Raw genomic sequence first — 20,935 nt, forward strand, 5'->3', positions numbered from 1 at the left:
AAGCGGCGCGGCACTCTATAGGCGTCGGTGACCGCCGGTAGCGTAGAACACGGCACTATGAGCACAACTTAAGACGCGCCCTGCGGCGCGGAGGAGACCCACAGCATGGCACGCGCCGCGAAGCCGAAACCGACAAAGACACTTGAGCAGACCCTCTGGGAGGCTGCTGACAAGCTGCGCGGCAACCAGGAACCGAGCGAGTACAAGCACGTCGTGCTGGGCTTGGTGTTCCTCAAGTACATCTCTGACCGCTTTGAAGAGCGACGGGCAACGCTCGAGGCCGAGCTCGCCGCGGAGGGCATCAAGCCAGAGCGGCTGCCGGACTTCCTCGAAGACCGCGACGAGTACACCAGCCACAACGTGTTCTGGGTGCCAGAGCTGGCGCGCTGGGGCTACATCCAGTCGGTCGCGAAGCAGCCCGAGGTCGGTCAGCAGATCGACCAGGCGATGGATCTCATCGAGAAGGAGAACCCTTCCCTGCGCGGCGTTCTCCCGCGCAACTACGGGCGCGACGGCTTGGACAAGCGACGTCTGGGCGAGCTGGTAGACTTGATCGGATCGATCGGCTTCACCGAGACTGACGACCACGGTGCCGACGACGTGCTGGGCCGGGTGTACGAGTACTTCCTCGGCCAATTCGCAGGCAAGGAAACAGGCAAGGACGCGGGGGCGTTCTACACGCCGCGCTCGGTCGTGAAGACGCTGGTCGAGATGCTGGAGCCCTACCAGGGGCGCGTCTATGACCCTGCGGCGGGTTCCGGCGGCATGTTCGTGCAGTCGGCTGAGTTCGTGAAAGCTCACGGCGGCAAGCGCACCGACATCTCCGTCTACGGGCAGGAGTACACGGACACGACCTGGAAGCTCGCCAAGATGAACCTCGCACTGCGAGGCATCGAAGCCGACATGGGGCCGCGTTCGGCCGACTCATTCACCGATGGCCTGCACCCGGATCTGCGGGCCGACTTCGTGATTGCCAACCCTCCGTTCAACGTCTCTGACTGGTGGGATGCGAAGCTCGAGGGCGACCCACGCTGGCAGTACGGCACCCCGCCGCAGGGCAACGCGAACTTTGCATGGGTGCAGCACTTCATCTACCACTTGAGCCCGAAGGGCACGGCGGGGTTCGTGCTTGCGAACGGATCCCTGTCGTCGAAGAGCGGCGGTGAGGGCGAGATTCGCCGCAAGCTTGTCGAGGCCGACCTAGTCGACTGCATCGTGGCGATGCCCGACAAGCTGTTCTTCAACACCGGCATCCCCGTCGCGCTCTGGTTCGTCTCCAAGGCCCGGCACGGCAACGGGCACCGCGAACGCCGCAGCGAGGTGCTCTTCATCGACGCCCGAAAGCTCGGCACGATGGAGTCGCGCCGTCTGCGCGTGCTCACCGACGACGACATCGCGAAGATTGCCGATACCTACCACGCCTGGCGCAACCACGACGGCGGCTACGAGGACGTGCCGGGCTTCGCGAAGGCCGCCTCACTAGAAGAGATTTCCAAGCACGACTACGTGCTCACCCCAGGCCGCTACGTCGGCGCTGCCGAGGCTGAGGTCGACGACGAACCGATCGACGAGAAGGTCGCACGCCTCACGAACGACCTGTTTGCCGAGTTCGAGCGCGGGCGGGAGCTGGAAGATGAGATCCGTCAGCGACTGGGGAGGCTGGCATCGTGACAGGCGCCTGGACGCCTACGCGCCTGGGTGACGTTGTCCGCGTCAAGCATGGCTTCGCGTTCTCCGGCATGGCCGAGAATCCTGACAGGACGCTTCCAGTGGTTGTCGGCATCGGCAACCTCGACTACACGGGCGGTTTCCGCTTCGGATCGACCAGCGTCAAGCGATACGTCGGTGAGTATCCGCCTGAGTTCAATCTTTCACCGGGCGACGTCTTGCTGGCGATGACCTGCCAGACTGCAGGCGGAGAGATCCTTGGCATCCCGGGCATTGTTCCTGATGACGGTCAGACCTACTTGCACAACCAGCGGCTCGGGAAGGTCGAAGTCCTCGATCCCGAGCGCGTCTATCTTCCGTTCGTATTTCAGCTTGCCCGCTGGAACATGTTCAACCAGCACCTGTTTGCCACGGCATCGGGCAGCAAGATTCTTCACACCTCACCGGGACGTATCGAGGACTTCCACTTCGACATTCCTCCACTGGAGGAGCAGCGTGCCATCGCCGCGACACTCGGTGCGCTCGACGACAAGATCGAGTCGAACCGGCAACTTGCTGAACGAGCGTCGGCGGTGATCGATGCATTTGCCTCGCAACTTCTGGCGCGCACATCGACGGAGGTTCTTCCTCTCGCCGACCTTGTGGAGTTCAATCGACTGAACGTGAAGCCACACTCGACCGATGCCTTGCGCTACATCGACATCTCGTCAGTATCACCGGGGCAGATCGACTCGGTTCAGGAGCTGACTTGGGATGAGGCGCCGAGTCGGGCACGACGTGGTGTGAGCGATGGTGACGTAATTTACTCGACCGTGCGCCCTGGCAACCGCGCCTCTGCTCTGATTGTTGACCCGACCCCCGGCAGCGTCGCCTCGACCGGTTTTGCCGTCATGAGTCCGAGCGTCCGACTGGGCTCATCGATGTTAACGAGCGTGGTGGGCGCGCCAGAGTTCGCTGAGTACCTCGAATCGGTCGCCCACGGTAGTGCGTATCCCGCCGTCGGTATTCAGGCGATGGGCAGCTATCCGGTTGTTGTACCGAAGGAAGCCGTTGCCGCCGAGCAGTTCGAGGCAGACACGATGCCGCTGCGGCGCCGTGTCGCTCAGGCTCGGGCTGAGTCGGAACGTCTTGCTGCGCTGCGCGACACCCTCCTCCCCGAACTCCTCTCGGGTCGCATGCGCGTCCCTACCGAAGGAGTCGCGGTATGAGTGCGCTGAATATCGAGTGGGCACTGGAGCAGCTCGAAGATTTCATCCGAGCTACCACCGTGTATCATGTGCCGCCGCCGAGCGGCGTCATAAGCGCTGGGAGCTATCGGACGGCGGACTCGGAAGAGGAAGTAGTCAAGCGAGCTCAGGTCGCTGAACAGATCCTTGATCGGGTGCTTCCCAACTGGCGTTCCCTTGAGGTCAGCACAAGCCGAAAGAAGTGGGCACTGCACCACGAGGCTTCGCTTCGTGCCCGGGAGAACCTCCGTCGTCAGGAGGAGATCCTTAAGAACCTTGGCGATGACGCCCCGGAGCTGTCAGCTGCGAACCTGCATCCGTGGGTTTGGGGCGGTGCTTCGTCGCTGTGGCACTCGGGGCACTTTCGTGAGGCTGTCGAAGGCGCGATTCGCAAGCTGAATGCGGAGACGCAGAACAAGCTCGGCCGTCGTGATGTGAGCGAGACGGATCTCTTCAACCAGGCGTTCAGCGAACAGCCCGCTGCTGCGAAGAATCCGCGTCTGCACCGTATGCCGGATGACGGCAGCAAGACCTTCAAGTCGGTGCAGCGTGGGGCTCGCATGCTTGCTGAGGGTGTGTTTGCTGGTATCCGTAACCCGCTTGCTCATGAGGCTGACCAGGAGATGCCCGAGCAAGAAGCGCTGGAGTACTTGGCGGCGCTCAGTGTGCTGGCGCGCTGGGTGGATGAATCGACGTTGGAGGTTGCATCGTGAGCGCATTCAACGAGAACACCGTCGAGCTGGCGGCGCTGGAGTACTTCGCGGAGCTGGGCTACCGCACCCTGCACGGGCCGGACATCGCTCCTGGCGAGCCGGGCGCGGAGCGCGACTCCTATGAGGAGGTGTTCCTGTGGGGCCGGTTGCGTGATGCGATCCGTCGTATCAATCCGGAGACTTCCCCTGCCCTTGTCGACGAGGCGATCAAGCGGGTGCGGCGTGCGGAGTCGCAGAGCCCGATCGATGAGAACTACCGGCTGCATCAGCTCATTACCGAGGGCGTGCCTGTCGAGCACCGGGATGCCGACGGTGCGCTGCGAACGACCCGGCTGTGGCTCGTCGACTTCGAGCAGCCGGAGAACAACGACTGGGTGGCGATCAACCAGTTTACGATCGTTGAGAACGGCAAGAATCGCCGGCCTGACGTGTTGGTGCTGGTCAATGGCATGCCGTTGGCACTGCTGGAGCTGAAGAATCCGACTGCCGAGCACGCCACGTTGAAATCAGCGTGGAACCAGGTACAGACGTACCGGCAGGACATCCCGTCCGTGTTCGTCCCGAACGCCGTCACCGTGATCTCCGATGGCACATCGGCGGCGATGAGCAGCTACGCCGGAGCGTTCGAGCACTACGCGCCGTGGAAGACGATCGAGGGCCGCGAGGTGGTCAGCGACCGCCCGGCTCTTGAAGTGTTGATCAAGGGAGTGTTCGAGCCGAAGCGGCTCCTTGATCTGTTGCAAAACTTCATCGTCTTCAGCGACGAAACCGTCACCGACAAGGCCACTGGGCAGCCGACGCGGGTGCTGGTGAAGCGTGTGGCGAAGTACCACCAGTACTGGGCGGTAAATGCGGCGGTCGAGTCGACCGTGCAGGCCTCGCGGCCAGACGGTGATCGTCGTGGTGGTGTGGTCTGGCATACCCAGGGGTCGGGCAAGAGCTTCGAGATGGTGTTCTACGCCGCGAAGATCATGCGCGATCCCCGGATGGCGAATCCGACGCTGGTGTTCATCACGGATCGCAACGACTTGGACGATCAGCTGTTCGGAGAGGCGTTCGCCCCTGCTCGTATCCTGCCGGAGACCCCAGTACAGGCCGCGACTCGCACCGATCTGCGGACGAAGTTGAAGCGTGCCTCGGGTGGCATCGTCTTCACGACATTGCAGAAGTTCGCTCCCGGCGAGGATGGCGATGCCAACCCAGTGCTGACGGATCGTCGCAACGTGGTGGTTGTGGCGGACGAGGCGCATCGCAGCCAGTACGGCTTCGGTGAGACGTTGGATCGTCATGGCCGCTTGCGCGGAGGTCTAGCGAAGCACATGCGAGATGCTTTGCCGGGTGCTACCTATCTCGGCTTCACCGGTACGCCGATCGAGTCGAACGACAAGTCCACGCGCTCGGTGTTCGGTGACTACATCGACGTCTACGACCTCACGCGTGCGGTCGAGGACGGCGCGACGGTGAAGATCTTCTACGAATCGCGCCTGGCGAAGATCGACCTGTCCGACGATGACCTCGCCGCGCTCGACGAACTGGCGGACGAGATCACCGAGACCGTCGAAGAGGATGCCGCCACGGCTGCGAAGTCCCGCTGGTCGCGCCTGGAGGCCATCGTCGGCGCCGACTCACGGCTCGACCTCATTGCCCGCGACATCGTCGAGCACTGGGAGAAACGACGCGAGGCGCTGTTCGGTAAGGGCATGATCGTTACGATGAGCCGCCGTATCGCGGTGCGGCTCTACGAGAAGATCGTCGCGCTCCGCCCCGACTGGCATTCTGATGATCCTGCCAAGGGCAAGATCAAGGTCGTCATGACCGGCTCGGCCGCGGACCCGGCCGAGTTCCAGCCGCACATCCACTCCAAGGACGTCCGCAAAGATCTCAAGCTCCGGGCGAAGAACCCCGACGACGAACTCGAGCTGGTGATCGTCCGCGACATGTGGCTGACCGGCTTCGACGCGCCGTCCATGCACACGATGTACGTCGACAAGACCATGCAGGGTGCAGGGCTCATGCAGGCCATCGCTCGCGTCAACCGCACCTTCCGGGACAAGCCCGGCGGCCTCATCGTCGACTACATCGGCGTGTTCTCGAACCTCCAGGCGGCCCTCCAGGAGTACTCACCCTCCGACCGTGACCAGGCAGGCGTACCGATCGACGAGATGGTCGCCGTCATGCTGGAGAAGCACGACATCATCCGGGGACTGCTGCACGGCGTCGACTACGACTCCTCGCCGACACTCACCTCCTCCCAGCGCCTGGCGGAGTACGCCAAGGTGCTCGACTTCGTCATGGCTGACCCCGACCGCACGAAGCGCTTCAACGACCAGGTGCTCGCACTGGCCAAGGCGTTCGCTCTGGCTGGAGCGCGCGACGAGGCGGCAGCGATCCGCAACGACGTGCGATTGTTCACCGACGTGCGTGCAGCCATCTTGAAGATCCAGAACCCGGATTCTGGGCGTGGCGGCTCCGGTGCTGTCGAGATCGACACGGCACTCGGGCAGCTGCTCAACGAAGCGGTCGCCGCCGACCAGGTGGTCGACATCTACAAGCTCGCCGGTGTCGAGACGCCAGAGCTGTCGATCCTCAGCGATGAGTTCCTTGACTCGCTCGCCGACAAGGACAAGCCCAACCTGCAGTTGGGGTTGCTGCGGCGCCTCCTCAACGACCAGATTCGCACTGTGCAGCGCACCAACCTTGTGCAGGCGCGGAAGTTCTCCGAGCTACTGGATGAAGCGATCAACCGGTACACGAACCGATCGCTGACGACGGCCGAGATCATCGCGGAGCTGGTCAAGCTTGCCAAGCAGATGCGCGACGATGCCAAGCGCCAGGACGACCTCGGCCTGTCCGCTGCCGAGGTCGCTCTCTATGACGCCATTGCCCAGAACGATGCTGCCGTGCTGGAGATGGGCGATGCCACCCTCAAGGAGATCGCCGTCGACCTTGTCTGGGCCGTGCGCACCAGCGTCGTCATCGATTGGGATCAGAAGGAGAGTGTCCGCGCCTCGATGCGCTCGAAGGTGCGGCGTCTGCTCGCCAAATACGACTACCCGCCCGACGCTGAGGCAAAGGCGATCGAGCTGGTGCTGGAGCAGGCGGAGCTGTTCGCTAAGGGGGAGGCATCGGAGGGATGAACCACGCCCCGAAGGAACTGACCGAGAAGCCCAGGTGGAACCTCATCCCGCTCACCCCTGAGTATGAAGAAGCTGAGCACAGTGGCTACGTCTCGGCACTTGAGGCTGCACGTGAGGACGGTGAGATCCGTAACATCGCGCTGTCCGGAAACTACGGCGTCGGTAAGAGCAGCATCTTGCGCGAGCTCGGGAAGCGACTCGACGGCCGCGTTGTCGACCTCTCTGTCAACCCTTGCCCCGATCGAAGCGTCCAAGATTGACGAGTCGGTGCCGCTGCAGGCCACGACTCCGACGAACCGCATCCAGCAGGAGATCGTTAAGCAGCTGCTCTACCGGGAAGATCCGAGCAAGACGCCTGCGTCCAGATTTCGTCGAATCGAGCGCTTCCGGTGGTGGAGAGAGTCCGGCACGGCTGCACTGATCGGTCTGGCCGTTGCCGTCATCTTCTTGCTGACTGGCTGGACTGCGCAGATTGCAGTGGCCTTCACGGCGCTGAACGACCTCGGCGTCTGGACGCATCTGATCGTTTGGGCCGCGGCAACGACTGCGGTGCTTCTGGTGCGCTGGCTGTTCTACGGGAAGATCCGCATCAAGCAGCTGTCCGCCGGCGCAGCGACTGTCACCCTCGATGACAACTCTGTGTCGTATTTCGACCAGTACCTCGACGAGATCGTCTACTTCTTCGACGTGTCGGATCGTGACGTCGTGATATTCGAGGACATCGACCGTTTTAACGACTCACACATCTTCGAGACGCTTCGCGCGCTCAATTCATTGCTCAACGCCTCGCCTCAGATCGAGAAACCGATCCGCTTCATTTACGCGATCAAGGACAGCATCTTCGACCGAATCGGGCTGGAGGCGGAAGGCCGCAAGCTCGAGACAGGCGTGCTCGCAATCGAGGATCCTGCGCAGGCCGAGGCGGTGCGTGCGAACCGCACCAAATTCTTCGATCTCGTGATTCCGGTGGTTCCGTTCATCACACATCGCAGTGCCCGGAATCTGGCGACCCGGTTGTTGGGCAAGATCGAGCACAAGGTGGCGCCGGAACTGCTCGATCTGGCTGCGCAGTACGTTCCTGATATGCGGCTGCTGAAGAACGTCCGCAACGAGTTCATCGTTTTCCGCGATCGAATCTTCTCAGGCGACGGTAAGCAACTCGACCTGAGTGAGACGGACCTGTTCGCGATGATGCTCTACAAGAGCACCCACCTCACCGACTTCGAGACAATCCGACTCGGCAAGAGCAATCTGGACACCCTCTACAAGCTCAATCGCGAGCTGGTGACTGAAAATATCAAGCGGCTCGAACGCGAACGTCGTGGGCTTAGTCAGAGGCTTGCACGCAAGAACATTGCGGAAGCGCGTAGCGATCGCCTTGGTGCTTCGTTGATTGCGCACCTTGAACGAACCGCGACTTCGGCGGCGGTGCTCGGAACACGACGACGGAACGGAGTGTCGTCGTCGGTCGATGGCGCCGCAAAGTCCGATGCCGACCTGCGCTCAGCGGACTTCTGGGCATCGTTCGTCGCTGCCGACGGGGATCCGGAACTGCGTCAGCAAATGTCATCGGGGAACCAGCTCAGATTCTCCCGATCCAGCCTCTCGGCTGTCCTCGGCGATCCGCTCGACGCCGACAGTTGGGATGATGCCGATCACGAAGCCTTGACGGAGCAGATCCAGGAAAAGACGGACGCGATCAACTTTCTGCGCGGTGCGGACATGGGTGATCTGATCAAGCGCCCAGAGTTTCTTGTCATGTTCAAGGAACTCGACACACCTGCGAGCGAAGGTACGCCTGCGACCTACAAGGAGACGAAGCAGTCGCTTGAGTACGTCGCCAAGGCACTGCTCAAGCCCGGCTTGGCCTACCAGCTTGTTCGGGCCGGACACGTCAACCGCAACTTCACGCTGTATACCTCGACGTTTCACGGCGACCGCGTAAGTCCGGCGGCGACCAACTTTATCATCCACCACGTCGAGCGAGACCTGATGGATGCGCACTTTGAACTTGGCCCGAAGGACGTCGATGCCGTCGTCCGGGAGCGTGGCAAGAGCGCACTGAAAGAGCCCGCGCTCTACAACATCGCGATCCTCGACCGTCTCCTTGCAACCGACGTTGATGCAGCCGACATCATGATTCGCTCCCTGGTTGGTCTGGGAGAGAGTCAGACGCAGTTCCTGCAGGCGTACCTGACCGCCGGTGAGCAGCGCGCACAACTCGTCCAGCGGTTCACGACGATGTCGTCGCGAGCGCTTGTCTACCTCCTGAGCCAAGCGGAGCTGGACGAAGCTTCGCAGCTGGAACTAGTTGTACTGACCCGGATCGTTGTTGACATAAGAGAAGCCCCCGGTGTCGAGTTGGAGCTGTCTAGTTCTACATCTCGAACCACGGAGGCTTCTCATGTCCCACGCTAACGCCCGACTGGCTCCCGCGGGCCGTTTGATCATGATTCAGCGCATCCAGTCCGGGCGTGCGGTCGCGCATGTCGCCGCTGAGATGGGGGTCTCTCGCACGACTGCGTGGCGGTGGTGGCGCCGATTCCGTGAGTTGGGGATCGTGGGCTTGAAAGATCGATCCAGCGTCGCGCACACGCATCCCAACCGCACCAATGCGTGCGCGGAGACTCGTGTGCGGATCATGCGTGAGTTGACCCGCCGCGGCCCGGTCTTCATTGCGGGCAAGCTCGGCATGCACGCCTCGACGGTCGGACGGGTGCTGCGCCGCCACCGGGAACCATTGCTGCGCGATATCGATCCCGTCACGGGAACTCGGATCCGCGCAGAACGACGATCCGCGAACCGATACGAGCACGATCATCCAGGCTCGTTGATCCATATCGATGTCAAGAAACTCGGCCGCATCCCCGACGGTGGCGGTTGGCGGCTACACGGTCGTCGCGAACGACCGAACCGGAAACGGGGACACGGGTACGACTATGTCCATACCGTGATCGATGATCATTCGCGTGTCGCGTACGCCGAGATCCACGATGATGAGAAAGGTGTTACCGCGGCTGGGGTCTTGGAGCGTGCGATCGCGTTCTATGCGTTGCTTGGGGTGCGGGTCGAGCGTGTCATCAGCGATAACGCTTTCGCATACCGGCACTCCGCAGTGTTTCGTGGTGTTCTTGACGCTCACAACATCGCGCAACGGTTCATTCGTCCGCATTGCCCGTGGACGAATGGGAAAGTCGAACGCTTGAATCGCACACTCGCGACGGAGTGGGCGTACGCGCGGCCGTGGGCGTCGAACGAGGATCGCCGGGCAGGGTTGACTGCCTGGCTCGATTATTACAACCTGGACAGGCCCCATCTCGGTATCGGGGGCCAATCTCCGATCGATCGCGTCAACAACGGTCGAGGTCAGTACAACTAGTGGACGCTGCACTGGAGAATCTGCCAGCGTCAGCGCAGCGCACGGACGCACGGGTCGTTGACTATCTGCGAACGCACTACGCGGAGTTCTCCGTCCTTACGAACGACGGGACGTCTGCCCAGGCAGAGCGAGTTGGATCGCTCTTCGCCGAGGCGAGCATCACGCTGCCTAGCCTGACGCCGCTCTCGGCAAGCGCCCGTCCGTCGTTCGTCTCGCGCAGTTTGTACGACATCACGCAGGAGAACCTGACCCTCGCTATTGGCAATGACGAGACGGTTGCCCTCGACGTCATCCGAGCGGCGAACAAGACGGTCTATGACTACGTCCTCGAACATATCGATGCCTATCTGGGCGCGATCGAAGGCTCTTCCGCGACGGTCGATACAGGTGAGCAGTTCATCGCAGTGCTCGAGGAACTACTTGAGCAAGGGGTGCCTCGTGTGGCCGACGTGGTTGAGCGCGCTGCGCCAGCGTGCCAGGTTGTCGATCTTGGTGCCATCTCCGAGGGAGCGTGGCCGGCGTTGGCTATGCATCAGCGGTTCCCTGCAACGTTCAACAACGTCAGCCGATACGTGGCTGCTCGTGGAGTCGATGTCCACCTCGCTCCGCTGCTGGCGGCGGTAGGCGCGATCGCCGAGGCTGCATTGGCTGACGAGGACGCGAAGACCACGTTGGCGGTCAAGATTCTTGCGGCACGGGAGCAGCTGCCAGCCGCGAAGCTGCGAGCGGATCTTGTCGCGAGCTTGGAGCTGGGCAGCTACGTCGAGATTGGGGAGGTTGCTGCCGAGACGGGCGACTTGTTCGCATTGCTGCTCAAGCACGTCATCATCTCGGACACCGCCGAGTCATACGAGCACCTTGCGGCGACTGATTGGCCAACGCGAAGGGCGTTCATCCGCGAGTCGGAGAAGTTCGCAAGCTACATGACGCCGGAACTGGTGCAGCCGGATCTGGCGGTGCTCCTCGCCGACAATGAAATCGATGACGCGATCAAGCGGGTGATCGTTGAGCAGTCTGAAGCGTACGCCGAGATCGCTGCGCAGCGAGGGCTGAATGAACTGGCGCGCCTTGCTGTGAAGTACGGGCACACCATCCCGTCCGTTGTCGTGCAGAAGATGGCGCAGGGTGGTGCTTCTGCGCAGTACGTAGTGCCCCTCCTTGAACCTCACCTTGACACCCTCACGCGCGCAGACCTCTTCGCGATCTTGCATGCGCTGAGTGGGGACTATTCGAGGCTGACCACCGTGGGACGCACTGCCCTGCATGTCACGAATACCCCTGCAAACCGAGCCCTCCTTGAGCGCTTGAAGCGACACGGAATCGTTAGCTCATATGACCCCGATGTATCGCCTATCAAGGTGAACAGGAAACACAAGTAGAGGAGCGATGACCGACCTCGTCCCAGCTGGAGCTCGAGGAGCCGCCCGGTCGCTGGGGGATCACCCTCGCCGCGGGAGAGAATGAAGCATGAGGTTTCGTACAGCTGAAGGGGCAAGCCACGAGGGACGTGACGGCTCGGGGCACGAGCGTTTTCGCGTGTCGATTCCGTTCGACGAGCACGGTTACTTTGGGCGGCAATGCCCCTCATGCATGCAGATCTTCCGGATGCATGGTGAGGACTATCACCATCTGCCTGATGACTTGCAGCTGACCTGTCCGTAATGTGGGCACGTCAGCGAGCACTCGGAGTTCATGACCGAGCAGCAGCGGGATCGGGTCATGCAGGTTGCGCGAGACGCCGCGCTCCAGATGGTCAGCGACGCATTCAAGGGCCTGTCGCGCCGATCGACTGGATCGAGCCGACGGAGTGGAGTCACGTTTACCTTCCGCTCCAAGCCGTTCTACCCGCGACCGCTTCCTGGTATCAATGAGGAGTCGCTCATCCGCGAGCGTAGGTGCGTGACGTGCGGTGTGCGGTACGCGGTGTTCGGCGAGCATCGCTTCTGCCCGGTGAGCGGGCTCCTTGCGCCCGGTGATATCGCGGCCGACGCTCTCGCTTCGGAAGAAGCCAAGCTGAGTGCGCTCTCTGCCATTCCGGCCGACCAGATTCCGATCCTTCGCGAACAAGGCGTGTTCGAGAGGATCAATGTCGACGTGCTTGGTCGAGTCGTTGGTGCCGTAGAGGCGTGCGCGTCAACGGTGTTCAGGAACCATGTGCTGAACGGGGAGGCGGCCCTTCGCAGGAAGGGGAACGTGTTTCAGCGGCTCGATGACATGGCCGGACTGTTCCGCGACGCGTTTGGCGTCGAACTTGCCACAGTTGACGGAGTTCGCTGGCCAGAGTTAGTGCGCTTGTGGGCAGCCCGGCACGTCCACACTCACACGGGCGGGCTCGTCGACGATCGTTACCTTCGTGCCGTTCCAGCGTCTCACCTTGCGGTCGGTCAACGAGTTGTGGTCACGGATGCCGATGCTCACCTTGCCATCCAGCAGGCTCGACTTCTCTGCGACGCGATCTCTTTCGTCGGCGGAACGCAGACGTCCGTGCCCTCCGCGTAGGCGGAAACCGGCGCCTGGCGCGAGTCTTCCTATCTCTTGGTCGACCTCTCACTCCCAGGTGCGGAGGCGGGGATTCCATCGCCCTCTTGCTGCAGAGGACAGCACCGGGTCGGCAAAGCTCGCGAGCGCCGAGAGAACGTCGGCAAACGCTGCTGGGAGCTCTCCTTCGCGGTGGGATCGTATGCGCCATGCATGATACTTCTGCTGAGCACGTTCGTTCATCGGCGCGAGCGTCGGCAGTAGTGGTGCAAGCGTGACCTTGCGGTATTCAGCGACGGTCTCGATCGATGCGCGGAGTTCCCCTCCATCGACCGAGTGGAGGCGGATGAGGGTGTAGACGTCAGCGAAGTCGCGCCAGCGAGTGTTGGCAACGCCGCGGTCGACGGCGGTGACAAGCTTCTCAGCGAGCACCATCGTCAGCGGGTATCCGAGTATTGCCAATGGCGGGAGGCCGAGATCGGTAACACGAGGCAGCTCGATGAGCTGGGGTGCCGGCCAGATAGGGTCGCCGAAGTTCACGTCCATCCCGATGGTCAGCTGGGCAGTGCCGAGCGTTGCTATGAGCTTGACCCGGACCCCGGCGTACTCGTCCTCGTCACGAATCGTTGTCGCGGTGACGCTCGCGGGATCGAACACAAGGCCGTCGGCAAGCTCTAACCTCGCGATGGCGCGGACGCGCTCGGCGACCTCGTCGGGATCATCGGTGAGCCGCGTTGCCTGCAGATCGATGTCCTTCGTCGGACGGCGTGCGGCGAAAGCGGCGAGTAGCACACCGCCCTTCAGAACGAAGTCATCGCGGTACTCAGAGATCGCAATGCGTGCCAGCAGCCCTTCGAGCGCGTACAGGGTCATCAGCTCCTGCACGTCTCTGCCGGTTTGCCGGGCGAGTTTTCGGAGCGCGATGGTCGCGTCGCCCGCCGGAGTCCCGTGCTGCGGGTTTGGGCTCATAGCAGGACCTCCAAGGCTTGCTGGATCGCGGGGCGCGCCTTCGGGAAGTCCTCGGCCATCGTGAGCAGCGAACCGGGGCTGTTGCCTCGTCCACGCAACCACTGCTTGAGCGCACCGATGGCGAGGTCGCTGCCCCACGCGTGGCGCAGGCGGAACATATCGATGAGGGTTCGCTCGGCGGAGTAGAGGCCGATGGATGATCCGTCCGGTAACGCATGCTCGGTGCGGCCGATGCTGAACGTGTCGGCATCGAAGCGGTGCCAGGCGATAGGCGCGTGGTGAACGGTGACCGGCTGTGTGCCGCGGGGGATGGCGATGTCGCTCCGAGTGGGAATCTCGTCGGTCAGCTCGTGCAGCGACAGCGCGGTCAGCATGCAGAGCGTGGCGTCGGGTCGCTTGGAGGCGATAGCGATCCACGCTGCCGTTGTGTCGTCTGCGAGTCCTGACCTGAGGAAGAGCCCAGGGGCGATGCGCTCGAACTCGCCGGCCTCGATCAAGCGGTCTAGGCCATGCCGGGTGAGGCCCTGCGCGGCGAGCTCGTCGTAGCTCAGCAGATCGGGCAGCGTCGCGATGTCCATCTTCACCTCCAGTCAGCAGATTCTGTTACAGATACAGCATACCTGTTATGGTTTCTGCTGGATGTTGTGGGTTCGAGGTCATGGCGCCGGCTGCTAGAGAGGATGACGACTGGGCGGGCGGCTTTAAATAAAGACGTCGCACAGTCTGGGCGCGCGTGAGTGGATTACATCCGTGACGGTGCAGCCGACAACGCCGCCCTGACGTCCATGACGAGCCTTCCAACAGGGTCCGAAACGGGGTCCTAAACCCCTCCGCTGGGTCCGAATGAGCTCGTATCAATCCGCAGCAACGCGTAGACTAGTATGCGTAAGAACCGCATGAATACGCGGATCGAGCAGCTTTGCACGGACCAGCCCGGAGAGCCAGAGCCCCTCAGTTGTTTTTGGTTCGAGTGGGTGGAGTCGGACTCTCTTTTGCTTTTGTCGTTGCAAAGTCAGAGGAAAATGCACTTGCACGATGTTGGATTCTGTTACCCGCAACAGATAAAGAGTGACAAAACCTCAACCTGTACACGTCCCGCGTTTGAGGCGATATTTATTCGGTAATCCATTCATCCCGCTCACTACCATCACCTTCCCGCAGCACCCAGTCGACGCGATCGCCGCTCCACCGCACGCGGCCGCTGAACCAGAACGTGGAGTCCGGGCCCCACCCGGCGATGACTGATCCATACCGCTCGTCAACATTAATCGCCGTGCCCGCTGCCTCTAGGTAACCGGCCGCTTGCAGGTGCACGGCATCGTAGTGCTCGGCGACCTGCACCCAGTCAGGCACGACCCAGTCACCCGCGCGACCGGTCGTGCGATACCAGTCGTGGCGCTTCTGCGCTGTGACCTCTAACGGGAATCGTGCGCAGAGCGCAGCCCACGCCTCGGCCGAATCGATCTCGTAGACGCGCAGCGAACCGGGCACGCCAAGTCTCCATGAGGTGGCGCGAACCCACCCGAGATAGTCTTCGACGAACCACAAGCCCGCTGGGGCTCCGCTCGCGAGCGGGCGCGTTGTGGCGGGGAACTTTCGCGGGGATTCGACCACCACTCGCCACCGTAGAGCGCCGTTGGGTCGGATGGGCGATCCTGCAGCGCAGCGCGCTCGGTCGCAACGGTCGACTCCCGATCGCGTCTCAGCACCGCCGCGGGGTCGCTGGGCACCGGCCGGGGCGGATCGTCGTCCCAATCCACCTGCCACTGACCGCGCAGATCGACCGGCGAACTCCACCACGCCACGTGCGGTGATGCTGCGATATGGGTCGCAACGCGTCGCAGCTGCGCGGCGAGTTCGGGTGTCGCGGCGAGTACATCGCGACCCTCCGGATCTTGCCAATACCGGGCACTGCCCACGACTTCGAGCAGGCAATCGTGCAGGCGATCCGGCGTCACCGCAGCAAGCGGAACGGCAGCGAGTCGATCGGCGATCTGCGACAGCGGTACCGGCGGCGTCTCGTCATCGGAGTCGTCCTCGGTGCCGAACCGAATCACCGAGGTTCCCTTGCCGGGGTCGAGTTCATAACTCGCATCCCAGACGGCGGCACTGAACGAGTCGTCGCGCGGTTCCGGATCGCCCAGCCGATCTGACAGCAGCGCGAATTCGAGCAGCAGTCGCCGGCCGCGGGGACCATACATGAGTGCGGCGGCGAGGTCGGGGTGTTGTGGCGCACTCATGCCGGGTCGTTCCACGCTAGATACTGTACGTCCCCGCGCTGCATGCGCTCGATCTGGTCCGTTCGCGCCATCATGACGACTCCGGCCTCGGTTGCGCTTGCGCCGAGCGGGGTGAAGTGCTCTCGGGCGGACCACTCGCGGCCGTCAGCCGAGCGCACCTGAGTCTCGAAGTACGTGCGACCGTCGCCTTGATCGACGACTGACTCCGTGACGCGCCCGGCTGCCGCCGCTTCGACGAACTCGCGGGCGAGTGCGGCGTTTTCGACGTTGGCATCTCGCCACCACTCGCCGTCACCGACGTGCACTCCGATGCGGTCGGAATCGCCCGACGTTCGCACCCAGTGCACGGCGGTCACACCCTCGCGATGCGGCACGATCGAGAGCGCCGAGCGATCGGTGCTGCGCCTGATCATGGCCACGTCGCTGAACGTTGCCTCGACGAAGTCGGCGGCCTGCTCGAGAATCTGGCCAACGGGGTCGAGCATCCGTGCGCGATCGCGGGAGCGGTCGCGTTCCTCGGTTTCTCGCCATTCGCGGGTGTTGGTGCTTTCCACGAAGGTGGGGAGCTCGGTGGACTCGAGTACTTCGAATTCGACGAGGTATTCGGCGTGATGGTGATCCGCCGTGTCGGTATCTGAGCCTGGGGCATTGATCAGCGTCGTCACCTGCGGGTGCTCGGTGTCGGGCTCGAACCTCCCCGGTGCGCCGGGGGCCGCGAGATCCGGATAGGTGACGCCCCGAATCGCAATCACGGTGCCGGCGACCGGCCAGTGCGGCACCTCGTCGGGAGTCTCGTCGTGGCGCTCGTCGGCGAACCGGGGGAGAGCTCCCACTGGGGTGTGCGCCGGATCCGCCGCGACGAGATTCCATCTCATCTCGTCACCGACCGCGAACGCGTCGCCGCAGCAGACCTGCTCCCACCCGCTGACCATGACTTCGATGCGCATGCGTTCGAGTCTACGGACGGGTTTGGTGGCGGGCCGGGCGTGTGTCGCGGGCAAGGCGGGCACTGCGTCCCGTCACTGCGCGCGCAGCTCGATGGGGTCGGTGGCGCCGTCGGGGGTTTCGAGCGTCCACCGCTGGTCGGCGCTGGCCTCGGGCAGCAGCTGAGCGATCCACCCCGTCACTGCCGTGAGCACCGCGTCTTCGAGATCGATGCGCCCCCAGCCACGAGGCGATGGGGGTACGTCGGGATCCCAGCCGTCTTCCGTCCACTCCACGCCGATGATCTGGCGTTCGTCGCCCACGCGGCGCTGGGTTTCGAATACCGACTCCTCGGGGAAGCGGGCCCAGATGTCGAACGGTCCCTCGGCGTCGTCGTCGATGAATAGGTCGAGCACGACCTCGGTGAGGCCCGCCGCGCGTGCGGCGTCGGCGACGATCGCGAGTCTGCGTTGGGCGTCGGAGGCCATGGTGTCGAACACCTCGCGGAGGGCGGCGGGGTAGGCGTCGGGGGTGGGTGCGGCGGGCATGTGGGCAGTGTATGAGATGCGCACCCGCGTGAAAAGTGAATCCGTGGATATCACCACTGGCGGCACTCCCTGGGCCTCTGAATGTCGGTGGTTGCTGGTTGTGTGAACACATGGCACCCGTCACCATCGCACCACTTGCGTCGCTCCCATCGCTCTCGCCGAGCGCGATAGTCGGCGCGGGCGGGGCAGGCGCTGGGTCGGGTGCCGGTTCTGAATCGGTGACGCAAATCATGTGGTGGATCGAGCGGCTCGAACACCAGCAGCGCGCCCTCGACGCCGCCCGCCTCGAACTGCTGAACGCAGCGCTCGAGACGGCGACGGGGCTCGGTGAGGCGCCCTCTCAACCATCGGGTACGCGCGGGAGCGAGCTCGAGTATCGCGCGCTGCGAGCCGACCTCGCTGGCGTACTGGGCGCGAGTGAACGATCCGCCGAAGCGCAGCTCGACACCGCGTGGCGTGTGCGGCACGACTATCTCGCCGTGCACGAAGCGCTGGCCGCGGGCGAAATCACGATCGGCCACGCTCGCGTCATCGTCGACGCCGGGGTGCGGGTGGGGCACGGGTCCGAACCTGCGGTGGTGGCCCGCCGCTCTGCGTATGAAGCTGCGGCGCTGGATCAGGCACGCGTTGAAACCGTGAACCGACTGCGGCCGATCGCGCGTCGCATCGCTGAGCAGCACGCTGTCGGGTCACTCGACGAGCGCCATCGTGAAGCAGCGCTCGAACGACGCGTGACCGTGCAAGAGCGTGAAGACGGGATGTCTGACCTCACCGCCTACCTGCCGACCGTCGAAGCGTTCGCGATTCATGATCGACTGACGCGCATCGCGCGTGAAGTGCAACGTGTGGAGGCGCAGGGTCGCGAGTCGCGTGCGACTTCAGATTTTGGGTCTGCGGCAGCGGTCAACGCCGACGGCTCCGGCTCCGGGGAGTCGCGGGGCCGCGATGCGGTGCGATCGGATGTGTTTGTCGCGATGCTGCTGAACTCTGATCCGGCTGAGGCGGACTGTTCGGCGGCGTCCGCCGAGTCGATGCGAGCGCGCGTGCAGGTGATCGTGCCGGCGGAGGGGCTTGCATCGTTTGGTGCCGGCTCGGCCGCGGCGTCAGGTCTGGGGCCAGTTGCCGAACTCGTCGGAGTTGGCCCGTTGCCGATGAGCACCGCCAGCGGAATCGCGGCCGCGACGCCCGTGTGGGAGCGAGTCACGATCGATGCGCACACCGGCGGCGTGCTCGCCGTTGATCGGTACCGCCCGAGCGAGCAGATGAAGCGCCGTCTCGGCGCGCGAGATCAGCACTGCCGATTCCCGGGGTGCCGGGTTCCGCTCGCCCGCTGCGACCTCGACCACACCATTGATGCCGCACTCGGTGGGGCGACCGCCACCGACAACCTCGCGCACTTGTGCCGCGGGCACCACACCCTGAAACACCACACCGGGTGGCTTGTCGAACAGCGAGACGATGGCGACCTGCTCTGGACAAGCCCGACGGGCCGCAAGATTCCGGATCGACCGCCGAGCCGGGTGAGGTTCGCGGCTGTGCGGCGCCTGGAAACGGATGTGGATGTGGGCGCCGACCCCGACGCCGATCCCGGCTCCGATGCAGACCCAGTTGGCGTGCCCGAGAAGATTCGGCGGCACCCGACCAGCGCGCGATTGGCGGAACTTCGCGAAGAGGTCGAGCGTCGACGAAGAGCACACGGTGCGGCTACGGGGCACCCGTTCTGAGCGATATTTGCAGGGCGGTCTTTCAGTGACCTGATCGCCGGAGTCTCAGTGCATTGTGCGGTGCCGCTGAGGGTTTTTCAGCGAAGTGAAGCGACGCGAAGTGCAGCGCAGTGCAGCGGAGTTCAGTTTGGCGCGCGGGATGCGCGCGATCGAGCACGTCAGCCGCGCAAGGTAGCGATTTCGCGGGAGACGTTTGCTCGGGCGCGCGCTTCCCACAAGTCGCGGGCGGCCTCGGTCGCATACAGGTGCGGTCGGGCGAGATACGCCTCCAGGATCGCCGCGCGACCCCGTGCGAACGCATTGTCGGGCACGTGCGCGTACTCCCGCCGCACCGAAGCAGCGTAGTCGGCGTAGCGGGTGGGGTGCGACGCGAAGATCCACAGGTCGGCGTCGAGCAGATGCGCGAGCGATGGGTCAGGGTTCGCGGGCGAGTGCCCGGGCGTCGTCGCGAGGATATGCGTGCGGGCCGTTTCGATCATCTCGAGCGTCAGACCGGGGAACGCGAAGGGTGGGGTCGCCGACGATGCTGAAGTTGTCGACGTCGGCGACTCGGCCGAGGCCGCCGAAACGGCCGAGATTCGGGTGAGCTCGGCGACGGCGAGATCTGCAGACCGTTGCTCGTCGCTCGGGGCGGTGTCGGTACCGGTGCCGGTGCCGTTGATAACGGCGCTGCCCGAGTGCGCAGTCTCGTCAGGCACCGCGCCCGTGTACACCGCGTCGTGAAACCAGGCCGCGAGCAGCGTCTCGGGGGCAATGCGTTCGCCGCGTGAGCCGATGTGGTCGAGGGCCAAGAGTACGTCTTCGAGGTGGCGCTCATCGTGGTAGCTGCGATGCGGCTCGTTCCAGCGGGCGATGACGGTATCACCGAGTGCGGCCCAGGCAGGGTGGGGAGTGCGGACTGGGCGATCCGGCGCGTGCTGCGTGTGCTCGGTTGCGCGCGCTAGCAGCTCGCCGAGCCGGGCCCACTCGTCGCGGAGGTACTGCCGCCTCCGCACCGGGGTCACCGCTGCGCGGTCGACCTGGCGCACGCGTAGCCCGGTGTTGCGCAGGCGGTGCACGACCTCGCGACCCGACACTGGCAGCGCGCCGAGCGCGACGGCGCGGTCGTAGTTCGCGGCCGAGACGTCGTAGTGGTCGAGGTCGAAGCTGCGTCGCGGAAACCCGAGCTGCCGGGCGAACGCGTGCAGCTCGTCGTAGCTGGTGTCAGAGACGAGGTGGCTCCAGATGGTGCCGTGCGCGGGCCAGGCCGGCGGGTCGATGAGGATCGCCATGCGTTCAGCGTACTGCGGTGGTGGGCGGGCATCGCTGCCCGAGGCGCCGGTTACGCGGCGGGCGTTTTCGGCGTATAGAGCTCCCACGCATCGGCGACGCGCGAGACGGCGGTCGTCCAGGATTCGTGCTCGGAATGCTCGAGATGCCCGGAGGCACCCGCCCCGTGCCCCCAGGTGATGCGGGCGACCGCGCACGTCGGCATCTCGGTAATGCCGCCGCCGGTGAGGCGCGCGGCAAGCTCGGAAAGCCCGGGCTCGTGGGCGACGAGCAGCACGGTCGACGCGGGGGAGTCGCCGCCGCGATCGGCCGCGGTGCCGGCGGAAACGGCGACCCCGGTGAGGGTCTCGGGGCTTGCGAGGTAGAGCTCGGGGTCGAGTTCGAGCTCGACGTCGAGCGCGTCGGCAAACACCGCGGCGGTCGTGCGGGCGCGCAGCGCGGTGCTGGAGATCAGGCGATCCACCGGCTCGCCGAGGGCATGGAGTCGGGCGGCCAGGCGATCCGCCATCACCGGCGCATCGCGCTGCCCACGGGCATTCAGTGAGCGATCGTGGTCGGGGAGACCCGGGTCGCCCCAGTCGGACTTCGCGTGACGAACGAGAATGAGCGTGACCATGCGGCCAGGATACGGGGCGAGGCTGGGCGGCGAAGCGCGCTCGC

General features: G+C 64.1%; 16 protein-coding genes and 1 pseudogene. 9 read left to right on the forward strand and 8 right to left on the reverse strand.

The annotated features are described in order from the left end of the window. Nucleotides 1-105 precede the first annotated feature (105 nt). From ACZF5Y_RS06235 to ACZF5Y_RS06270, 8 genes and pseudogenes are all read left to right on the forward strand, one after another. Nucleotides 106-1,671 carry a class I SAM-dependent DNA methyltransferase gene (locus ACZF5Y_RS06235; RefSeq protein ID WP_497534950.1) on the forward strand — a complete coding sequence of 522 codons (1,566 nt, stop codon included), beginning with the start codon at nucleotides 106-108 and terminating at the stop codon, nucleotides 1,669-1,671. After that, complete coding sequence (locus ACZF5Y_RS06240) at nucleotides 1,668-2,876, forward strand: restriction endonuclease subunit S (RefSeq protein WP_497534951.1); 1,209 nt, start codon at nucleotides 1,668-1,670, stop codon at nucleotides 2,874-2,876. The genes ACZF5Y_RS06235 and ACZF5Y_RS06240 overlap by 4 nt, the downstream gene beginning before the upstream one ends. Then, nucleotides 2,873-3,607 (forward strand): TIGR02391 family protein, encoded by a 735-nt coding sequence (locus ACZF5Y_RS06245; RefSeq protein WP_497534952.1) that lies wholly within the window; start codon nucleotides 2,873-2,875, stop codon nucleotides 3,605-3,607. Before ACZF5Y_RS06240 ends, ACZF5Y_RS06245 begins: the two co-directional genes overlap by 4 nt. Next, on the forward strand, nucleotides 3,604-6,744 hold the full coding sequence (locus ACZF5Y_RS06250; protein WP_497534953.1) for a type I restriction endonuclease subunit R: 3,141 nt from the start codon (nucleotides 3,604-3,606) through the stop codon (nucleotides 6,742-6,744). Before ACZF5Y_RS06245 ends, ACZF5Y_RS06250 begins: the two co-directional genes overlap by 4 nt. Further along, nucleotides 6,741-9,162 (forward strand): annotated as a pseudogene (locus ACZF5Y_RS06255) (YobI family P-loop NTPase). The gene ACZF5Y_RS06250 and the pseudogene ACZF5Y_RS06255 overlap by 4 nt, the downstream one beginning before the upstream one ends. Then, nucleotides 9,149-10,123 carry an IS481 family transposase gene (locus ACZF5Y_RS06260; RefSeq protein WP_497533803.1) on the forward strand — a complete coding sequence of 325 codons (975 nt, stop codon included), beginning with the start codon at nucleotides 9,149-9,151 and terminating at the stop codon, nucleotides 10,121-10,123. Before ACZF5Y_RS06255 ends, ACZF5Y_RS06260 begins: the two are co-directional and overlap by 14 nt. Further along, nucleotides 10,123-11,502, forward strand: a complete 1,380-nt coding sequence (locus tag ACZF5Y_RS06265) for a hypothetical protein (RefSeq protein WP_497534954.1) — start codon at nucleotides 10,123-10,125, stop codon at nucleotides 11,500-11,502. Before ACZF5Y_RS06260 ends, ACZF5Y_RS06265 begins: the two co-directional genes overlap by 1 nt. 313 nt (nucleotides 11,503-11,815) lie before the next feature. Beyond that, complete coding sequence (locus ACZF5Y_RS06270) at nucleotides 11,816-12,622, forward strand: hypothetical protein (protein ID WP_497534955.1); 807 nt, start codon at nucleotides 11,816-11,818, stop codon at nucleotides 12,620-12,622. 48 nt (nucleotides 12,623-12,670) lie between these two features. Here ACZF5Y_RS06270 and ACZF5Y_RS06275 read toward each other — a convergent pair whose 3' ends face one another. The 6 genes from ACZF5Y_RS06275 to ACZF5Y_RS06300 all read right to left on the reverse strand — a co-directional run bounded on the left by ACZF5Y_RS06275 (nucleotide 12,671) and on the right by ACZF5Y_RS06300 (nucleotide 17,282). Then, nucleotides 12,671-13,570 carry a nucleotidyl transferase AbiEii/AbiGii toxin family protein gene (locus ACZF5Y_RS06275; RefSeq protein ID WP_497534956.1) on the reverse strand — a complete coding sequence of 300 codons (900 nt, stop codon included), beginning with the start codon at nucleotides 13,568-13,570 and terminating at the stop codon, nucleotides 12,671-12,673. Further along, complete coding sequence (locus ACZF5Y_RS06280) at nucleotides 13,567-14,148, reverse strand: type IV toxin-antitoxin system AbiEi family antitoxin domain-containing protein (RefSeq protein WP_497534957.1); 582 nt, start codon at nucleotides 14,146-14,148, stop codon at nucleotides 13,567-13,569. Before ACZF5Y_RS06280 ends, ACZF5Y_RS06275 begins: the two co-directional genes overlap by 4 nt. Nucleotides 14,149-14,683: 535 nt before the next feature. After that, complete coding sequence (locus ACZF5Y_RS06285) at nucleotides 14,684-15,061, reverse strand: hypothetical protein (protein WP_497534958.1); 378 nt, start codon at nucleotides 15,059-15,061, stop codon at nucleotides 14,684-14,686. Continuing rightward, nucleotides 14,986-15,810 (reverse strand): hypothetical protein, encoded by an 825-nt coding sequence (locus ACZF5Y_RS06290; protein WP_497534959.1) that lies wholly within the window; start codon nucleotides 15,808-15,810, stop codon nucleotides 14,986-14,988. The genes ACZF5Y_RS06285 and ACZF5Y_RS06290 overlap by 76 nt, the downstream gene beginning before the upstream one ends. Further along, the gene (locus ACZF5Y_RS06295; RefSeq protein ID WP_497534960.1) at nucleotides 15,807-16,757 is read right to left on the reverse strand and encodes a DUF6578 domain-containing protein; all 951 of its coding nucleotides are present in this window, start codon (nucleotides 16,755-16,757) and stop codon (nucleotides 15,807-15,809) included. Before ACZF5Y_RS06295 ends, ACZF5Y_RS06290 begins: the two co-directional genes overlap by 4 nt. A gap of 72 nt (nucleotides 16,758-16,829) precedes the next feature. Further along, complete coding sequence (locus ACZF5Y_RS06300; RefSeq protein WP_497534961.1) at nucleotides 16,830-17,282, reverse strand: DUF6389 family protein; 453 nt, start codon at nucleotides 17,280-17,282, stop codon at nucleotides 16,830-16,832. Between the two features lie 110 nt (nucleotides 17,283-17,392). Between ACZF5Y_RS06300 and ACZF5Y_RS06305 the strand changes: the two genes are divergently transcribed. Further along, nucleotides 17,393-19,006 (forward strand): HNH endonuclease signature motif containing protein, encoded by a 1,614-nt coding sequence (locus ACZF5Y_RS06305; protein ID WP_497534962.1) that lies wholly within the window; start codon nucleotides 17,393-17,395, stop codon nucleotides 19,004-19,006. A 158-nt stretch (nucleotides 19,007-19,164) separates the two neighbouring features. Here ACZF5Y_RS06305 and ACZF5Y_RS06310 read toward each other — a convergent pair whose 3' ends face one another. Both ACZF5Y_RS06310 and ACZF5Y_RS06315 read right to left on the reverse strand, forming a co-directional pair. Next, a complete protein-coding gene (locus ACZF5Y_RS06310; protein WP_497534963.1) occupies nucleotides 19,165-20,277 on the reverse strand; it encodes a DUF4031 domain-containing protein in 1,113 nt (370 codons plus the stop codon). A 50-nt stretch (nucleotides 20,278-20,327) separates the two neighbouring features. After that, a complete protein-coding gene (locus tag ACZF5Y_RS06315) occupies nucleotides 20,328-20,891 on the reverse strand; it encodes a SixA phosphatase family protein (protein WP_497534964.1) in 564 nt (187 codons plus the stop codon). Between the last annotated feature and the right edge of the window lie 44 nt (nucleotides 20,892-20,935).

The organism is Leucobacter sp. WKLB1, from assembly GCF_059696215.1.

Coding starts and splice junctions, on each gene's coding strand:
- ACZF5Y_RS06235 (WP_497534950.1), top strand. CDS start 106: ATGGCACGCGCCGCGAAGCCGAAACCGACAAAGACACTTGAGCAGACC.
- ACZF5Y_RS06245 (WP_497534952.1), top strand. CDS start 2,873: ATGAGTGCGCTGAATATCGAGTGGGCACTGGAGCAGCTCGAAGATTTC.
- ACZF5Y_RS06260 (WP_497533803.1), top strand. CDS start 9,149: ATGTCCCACGCTAACGCCCGACTGGCTCCCGCGGGCCGTTTGATCATG.
- ACZF5Y_RS06270 (WP_497534955.1), top strand. CDS start 11,816: ATGACCGAGCAGCAGCGGGATCGGGTCATGCAGGTTGCGCGAGACGCC.
- ACZF5Y_RS06275 (WP_497534956.1), bottom strand. CDS start 13,570: ATGAGCCCAAACCCGCAGCACGGGACTCCGGCGGGCGACGCGACCATC.
- ACZF5Y_RS06280 (WP_497534957.1), bottom strand. CDS start 14,148: ATGGACATCGCGACGCTGCCCGATCTGCTGAGCTACGACGAGCTCGCC.
- ACZF5Y_RS06290 (WP_497534959.1), bottom strand. CDS start 15,810: ATGAGTGCGCCACAACACCCCGACCTCGCCGCCGCACTCATGTATGGT.
- ACZF5Y_RS06295 (WP_497534960.1), bottom strand. CDS start 16,757: ATGCGCATCGAAGTCATGGTCAGCGGGTGGGAGCAGGTCTGCTGCGGC.
- ACZF5Y_RS06300 (WP_497534961.1), bottom strand. CDS start 17,282: ATGCCCGCCGCACCCACCCCCGACGCCTACCCCGCCGCCCTCCGCGAG.
- ACZF5Y_RS06305 (WP_497534962.1), top strand. CDS start 17,393: ATGGCACCCGTCACCATCGCACCACTTGCGTCGCTCCCATCGCTCTCG.
- ACZF5Y_RS06310 (WP_497534963.1), bottom strand. CDS start 20,277: ATGGCGATCCTCATCGACCCGCCGGCCTGGCCCGCGCACGGCACCATC.
- ACZF5Y_RS06315 (WP_497534964.1), bottom strand. CDS start 20,891: ATGGTCACGCTCATTCTCGTTCGTCACGCGAAGTCCGACTGGGGCGAC.